We start from the raw sequence: 6,287 nt of genomic DNA on the forward strand, positions 1-6,287 counted from the left end.
CGATTCCGCTAGGGTCGGTAGAATACCAAATCAGATAGGTAAGCTGATGGACCGTAAACTTCTTTTGATCATCCTGGACGGCGTCCCCTGGCGCAATTTCCGCCGCCTGTTCGGCAACCTCGAAGGTTGGGTGGACAGCGGTGAGGCGCGCGTTTGGAAGCTGCGGGCTGTGCTGCCCTCAATCTCGGCCAGTTGCTATGCATCAATCCATACGGGCGTCACACCGCAGGAACATGGATGTACCGGCAACGGAAATGTGTTCCGCCTGAGCCACAAGGATATATTCAGCCAAGTGCGCGAGGCGGGCGGTGTCACCGGGGCCGTCACGCATAGCTATTGGTCCCAGTTCTTCAACCGGCACCCGTTCGATTATGTCCGCGATGTGGAATATGACGAACCGGATAGCAAAACCATAAACCACGGCCGGTTCCACACAATGACGGGCTATGGCAAGGACAACCAGATGACGCCCTCGGACGTTGATCTGTTTGCCACTCTGACCAACCTGTGTCTGCGCTTTGGTCTGGACTACGGCATCCTGCATGCCTGCACCCTGGACAGTATGGGCCATCGGTTTTTTCACGACTGCCAGGAGATGGACCATGCCTGTTTTGTCGCCGATGAAATGCTGGCCCCTTTCATCCCCCGCTGGCGACAGTTGGGATATGAGGTCATCGTAACCGCCGATCACGGACAGGACGAGCGTGGCCACCACGGTGGGCGGGGCGCTTTGCAGCAGGAAACGGCCCTGTATTACTTCGGCGATGCCGACGGCCCGCAGGCCGATGCGGTGATTGACCAGTTGCAACTGGCCCCCACAATCCTGACCCGGATGGGCGCACCGATTGCGGACACAATGAAGGGCGAACCATTCCTGAAGTGATCAGGGCCTAACCATAGGCCCAAATGCCCTGCCCCAATGCTTCGATGGCCACGGATATGCGTTCGAAACTATCAGCTGCGCGTTTCACGCTGTTGCGGGCGCGTAGATAGCCGTGCACCAGACCCGCTTCGTTGATCCAATAGGCCCGACCGCCTGCCCGAGTTATCTGTTCACAATAAACAGCCCCATCATCTCGTAACGGATCGCAATCCGCAGTGATCACTACAGTTGGAGGCAGCCCTGAGAAATCTGTGTCGTGAAGCGGTGCAAAGGTCGGATCGCTTTCGGGCGCTGCCCCGCCGCATCGAACCTTTTCATAGAACAATATTTCATCGCGGGTCAGTAGCGGCGCCTGCGCATGCTCCAAGTAAGACTCAGCAGAGCTGTCTCCGCCCAGACCCGGATAGATCAGAACCTGCCCCAACACGTCACCCGGTTGGCCCCTCATATGATGGGCAACCGCCGCAGCCAGATTCCCACCGGCACTGTCACCCGCCAACACAATCGGAACGCTGTATTCGGCAACCGCCCAGTCGACCGCTGCCACACTGTCCTGAAACTGCGCAGGATGCACGTGTTCTGGGCATAGCCGGTAGTCCACTGAAACAACGCGATACCCGGTTTGGGCGCAGATTTCAGCGCAGACATCATCATGGCTGTCCAGCCCGCCGACGACAAAGCCGCCGCCATGAAAATAGATGACTACGCGGGTCGGATCGCCCGCTGTATAAACGCGGACCGGCACGCCATTGGCGGACCGGTCTTCTGTTTCAACTCCATTCGGGCGCGGTTGGCGAAAGGTCTGACACATCGCGTTATAGACCTTGCGTTGTTCCTCGATCGACAGATCAACCGCGTTGTCGGGATAGCTTTCTGCCGTGCGTCTTATGAACGCCCATGTTTCTTCATCGATCAGACGTTCATAATCCATGTTACCTCCCGGTCAGGCAGCCCACTCCCACGGCCGGGTGAACGATCCCAGCACCTTGCTGACATCGTCTTCGGATGAACCGTTCGCGTCAAGCTGCGCAACAAGTCCGCGTTTCTTGTCATCAATGACCGAAACCACCCGAGCTTCGACCCCAGCCTCCTCCAACGCACCATTATAGACACGCGTGATCGCGTTTTTGCGCAGGTCCGGCTTGAACACTTTGCCAACCGCTGTTTTCGGCAGTTCCGGAAGGATGGTCATATGTTTGGGCTGCGCTGCACGTTCGTGCACGTGGACCTTACAGAACTCCAACAATGCCTCTTCGGTGACCGAGGCGCCATCGACCAGTTCGACAAAAGCACAGGGCAATTCACCTGAATGCGCATCGGGCTGGCCGATGGCTCCGGCAAAAGCCACGGCCTCGTGCCCCAACAGGGCTTCTTCGATTTCAGCCGGATCAATGTTGTGTCCGCCACGAATGATCAAATCCTTCGCGCGCCCAGTGATCCAAAGATACCCGTCTTCATCAAAACGACCCAGATCACCTGTGCGCAGGTATTTTTCGAAGTGATACAGGTTTTCGTTCTTGTCGACCTCGGTATAGGTGTGACCCGGAAATACGCCTGGGTTCGAGATGCAGATCTCTCCGATTTCGTCAGCGGCACATTCCTTGGGACCATCCGGCCCGTCCATCAGGATTTTGACATCCGTATAGGGGAACGGGATGCCTATAGACCCAATCTTTTTCTCACCATCAACCGGGTTGCACGAGACCAGGCATGTCGCTTCGGTCAGGCCATAGCCTTCGACGATGGTCACACCGGTTGCTTCTTCGAAACGGCGGAACAGTTCAACGGGCAGAGGCGCCGACCCCGAAAAGGCGGTTTTCACGCTGGAGATATCCGCATCCACCGGGCGCTGCATTTTCGCAGAAATCGCCGTGGGCACGGTGATGATGAAACTGACTTTCCAGCGTTCGATAAGCTTCCAGAAATTGTCGAAAACACCATCGCCGCGATACCCTTGCGGTGTCGGGAAGATCACGTGCGCCCCAGATGAGACTGCAGCCATCATGATCACATGTACTGCGAAGACGTGGAACATCGGCAGTGGGCACATGATGACGTCATTTTCATCAAATAGCAGCGTATGCCCAAGCCAGCCGTTATAGATCAGGCCCGAATATTTATGCTGCGCCACTTTCGGCATTCCGGTCGTGCCACCAGTATGGAAATAGCAGGCGACGCGATCTTCGGTGCTGTCTGCAAAAGTCAGCGTCTTGGGCTGTTTCGCCAGCTCTTTATTGAAATTCTTGTAATCCGCATGAGCCAGCTTTTCCTTGTCGCCCATTTTGGGGCGCAGCAGCGGAACGATCCATGATTTCGGAGGGGTCAGATAGCGGTTCAGGTCAATCTCAAGGATCGTATGCACCTTCGGTGCATGGCGCACAGCCTCTTCCACCTTTTGCGCCACATCCGTCTTTGGGAAGGAACGCAGCGTCACCACAACCTTGGCTTCGGTTTCCCGCAAGATCGCGGCGATCTGTTCGGGCTCCAACAGTGGGTTGATCGGATTCACGATCCCTGCAACCGCGCCACCCATCATAGTGACCAAAGTCTCATTACAGTTGGGCAACACGTAGGCAACGACGTCGTTTTCGCCCACGCCAAGCGAGCGGAACAGGTTCGCCACCTGATTGACCTGCCCCAGCAAATCAGACCATGTCAGCGTTTCGGCCTTGTCTGTCGGACCGGAAAACAATTGGAAACTGATCGCGTTGTGATTGGGAAACTTCTCTGCTGTCCGAGACAACAGTTGATGGAAGGTGACCGGAAGATCACGATCCTCCCACGCCATTTCCTGTTCGATACGCAGTTTGTCTTCACGCCCTACAAAGGCCATGTGGCTCCTCCCCGTCTTGTAGTCTCCCACGTGTCTCACGCGGTTTTGATCCTCACATAGATGGGATCACAACCCGGCTGACACAAGCAAGGGCTTAGCGCTGGAAAACTTGAAAATGTAGAATAACGCTACGGCGGAAACTGATCTGTCCCTACGTCACCCTATTCTGCGGCTACCCCATCGGTGAATTGCAGGCGCGCCAAGCGGGCATAAAGCCCATCTTGCGCCACCAGATCGTCATGCGTGCCCTGCGCAACAATGCGCCCCGCTTCCATCACGACAATCCGATCCGCCTTCTTCACCGTGGCCAAACGATGCGCCACAATCAGGGTCGTCCGGCCCGCGCGCATCTGGTCAACCGCCCCCTGCACCGCCCGTTCGCTTTCCGCATCCAGGGCCGAGGTCGCCTCGTCCAGCAGCAACACCGGCGCATCCCGCAGTATGGCCCGGGCTATGGCGATGCGTTGTTTTTGCCCCCCCGACAGCATCACGCCACGCTCGCCTACAAAACTGTCATAGCCTTCGGGCAGTGCCGCAATGAACTCATGTGCAGCGGCGGCCCTCGCGGCAGCTTCGACCTCGGCATCCGAGGCATCAAGGCGGCCAAACCGGATGTTCTCGCGCGCTGAGGCAGCAAAGATTACCGGGTCCTGCGGGACAAGGGCAATATGGCGGCGGAAATCCGTCCGATCCAAACCGGTCAGGTCTTCCCCATCCAACAGAACACACCCGGTGTTCGGGTCATAGAACCGCTGGATCATCTGAATAACCGTTGTCTTGCCAGCCCCAGAGGGGCCAACAAAGGCTACGGTTTCGCCGGGGTTCACTTGCAGGGACAGGCTGTCCAACGCCACCACATCGGGCCGCGCAGGATAGCGGAAAGTGACATCTTGAAACCGGATCTCACCACGAACCGGTTGCGACAGCATTTTGGCCCGTACAGGATCGAGGACCGTATCTTCGGCATTGAGCAACTCAACCAGTCGTTCGGTCGCGCCGGCGGCGCGTTGCAACTCGCTCCAGATTTCGGACAGCGCGGCGACTGATCCTGCCATGATCACCGAATAGATCACGAACTGGATCAGCACCCCTTCTGTCATCACCCCGTTGCGGACATCATTGGCCCCCATCCAAAGCACGCCGACGATACCCGAGAACACCAGAAAAATGACGATCACGGTCAGGATAGCACGGGTTTGGATGCGGCGCAGCGAGACGATATATGAGGTTTCCGTCATCTCGCCAAACTGCTTTCGGCTCGCCCGTTCGTGGGTAAAGGCCTGAACCGTTTGCACCGCGCCCAACGCCTCACCTGCATTACCAGAGGACGCCGCGATCCAATCTTGATTTTCACGGCTAATGGCGCGCAAGCGACGGCCCAGAACCAGGATCGGCACGATCACCACAGGAATCAAAAGCAGGACAAGCGCTGTCAGCTTTGCCGATGTCAGCAGCATCAGCACCAAACCACCCAGAAACATCAGCATATTGCGCAGAGCGATCGAAACGGATGAGCCCAAAACCGATTGTATCAAGGTTGTGTCCGTGGTGATCCGGCTGAGCACCTCGCCGGTCATGATACGCTCATAAAATGCGGGGCTCATGCCAATGACCCGGTCAAACACGGCCTTGCGGATATCGGCCACCACGCGTTCGCCCAAACGCGTGACCAGCGCATACCGAATGCCCGTGCCCACCGCCAAAACACCAGCGATGCCCAGCGCCGCAAGGAAGTACCAATCCAGAAGTTCCCCATCCTGAATGCGGAAATTGTCGACCACGCGGCGCACGGCCAAAGGCAAGGTCAGTGTCATCCCCGCAGTCAGACACAATGCAAGCGCTGCACCAAACATCAGCGCGCCATATGGGCGCATGAAGGGCCAAAGCGCCCTTAGAACGCTCAGCTTTTTTGATGTGGCACGCTCTTCACTGGCCCCAGGCGGTGATGATGGTGTCTGACCGGTCGCAGTCTGTCTTGCCATGTCGGGCCTATGTTTCCTGATCAATTCTGGGTTTCTGTTTCTTGGCGCTAGAGGCAACGGGGGTCAAGCTCACGTGCTGAAATTGCCTGTGCCTCAGGGCCATTTGACGCAGAATTCGCAAAGGAAGCAACTGGAGCGGGTAGACGGAATCGAACCGACATAGCATACTTGGAAGACAAGCGTTTCGATCCAATTTTAATTCAACAAATCAAATTGTTGCAGGTCTTGTGTCGGAAAATAAATCTTGGAGCGGGCGGCGGGAATCGAACCCGCGTCATTAGCTTGGAAGGCTAAGGTCTTACCACTACACAACGCCCGCTTAAGTACAGCATCACCTATTTCATGTGAATTTGGAGGTCAAGTGGAACCACTCAAGAGTCTGCAAACAATCTGTATTATGTCTCATCATAATTGTTGTTATCAGAACCCGATACCTGATTGGGCAGTAGTGGCTCGACGAGAGGGCACCTGAAAGAGGGCAGCGCGGCCTCGCGTTATCCTAGGCTCCAGACTCATTGATTTACAGCCAGAACAGTACGGTAGCTGCTAGAGCGATGGCCGAAAGGAATACCTTTGGGCATCTGTCATA

General features: G+C 56.4%; 4 protein-coding genes and 1 tRNA gene. 1 reads left to right on the forward strand and 4 read right to left on the reverse strand.

Features of this window, described 5'->3' with window-relative positions; all coding sequences use genetic code 11:
• The first annotated feature begins 46 nt into the window (after window positions 1–46).
• Window positions 47–883, forward strand: a complete 837-nt coding sequence (locus ACR0JE_RS06055) for an alkaline phosphatase family protein (protein ID WP_480863501.1) — start codon at window positions 47–49, stop codon at window positions 881–883.
• A gap of 7 nt (window positions 884–890) precedes the next feature.
• Here the strand turns inward: ACR0JE_RS06055 and ACR0JE_RS06060 are convergent, their stop codons facing one another.
• The 4 genes from ACR0JE_RS06060 to ACR0JE_RS06075 form a co-directional block, all read right to left on the reverse strand.
• Window positions 891–1,814, reverse strand: a complete 924-nt coding sequence (locus tag ACR0JE_RS06060) for an alpha/beta hydrolase (protein WP_480863502.1) — start codon at window positions 1,812–1,814, stop codon at window positions 891–893.
• Between the two features lie 12 nt (window positions 1,815–1,826).
• Window positions 1,827–3,716 (reverse strand): acyl-CoA synthetase, encoded by a 1,890-nt coding sequence (locus ACR0JE_RS06065; protein ID WP_480863503.1) that lies wholly within the window; start codon window positions 3,714–3,716, stop codon window positions 1,827–1,829.
• Window positions 3,717–3,877: 161 nt separating this feature from the next.
• Window positions 3,878–5,698: an ABC transporter transmembrane domain-containing protein gene (locus ACR0JE_RS06070; RefSeq protein ID WP_480863504.1), complete on the reverse strand. Its 1,821-nt coding sequence runs from the start codon at window positions 5,696–5,698 to the stop codon at window positions 3,878–3,880.
• A gap of 245 nt (window positions 5,699–5,943) precedes the next feature.
• A tRNA-Gly gene (locus tag ACR0JE_RS06075) sits at window positions 5,944–6,017 on the reverse strand.
• Window positions 6,018–6,287 lie beyond the last annotated feature (270 nt).

The sequence above is a fragment of the Ruegeria sp. H3 genome (assembly GCF_056533095.1).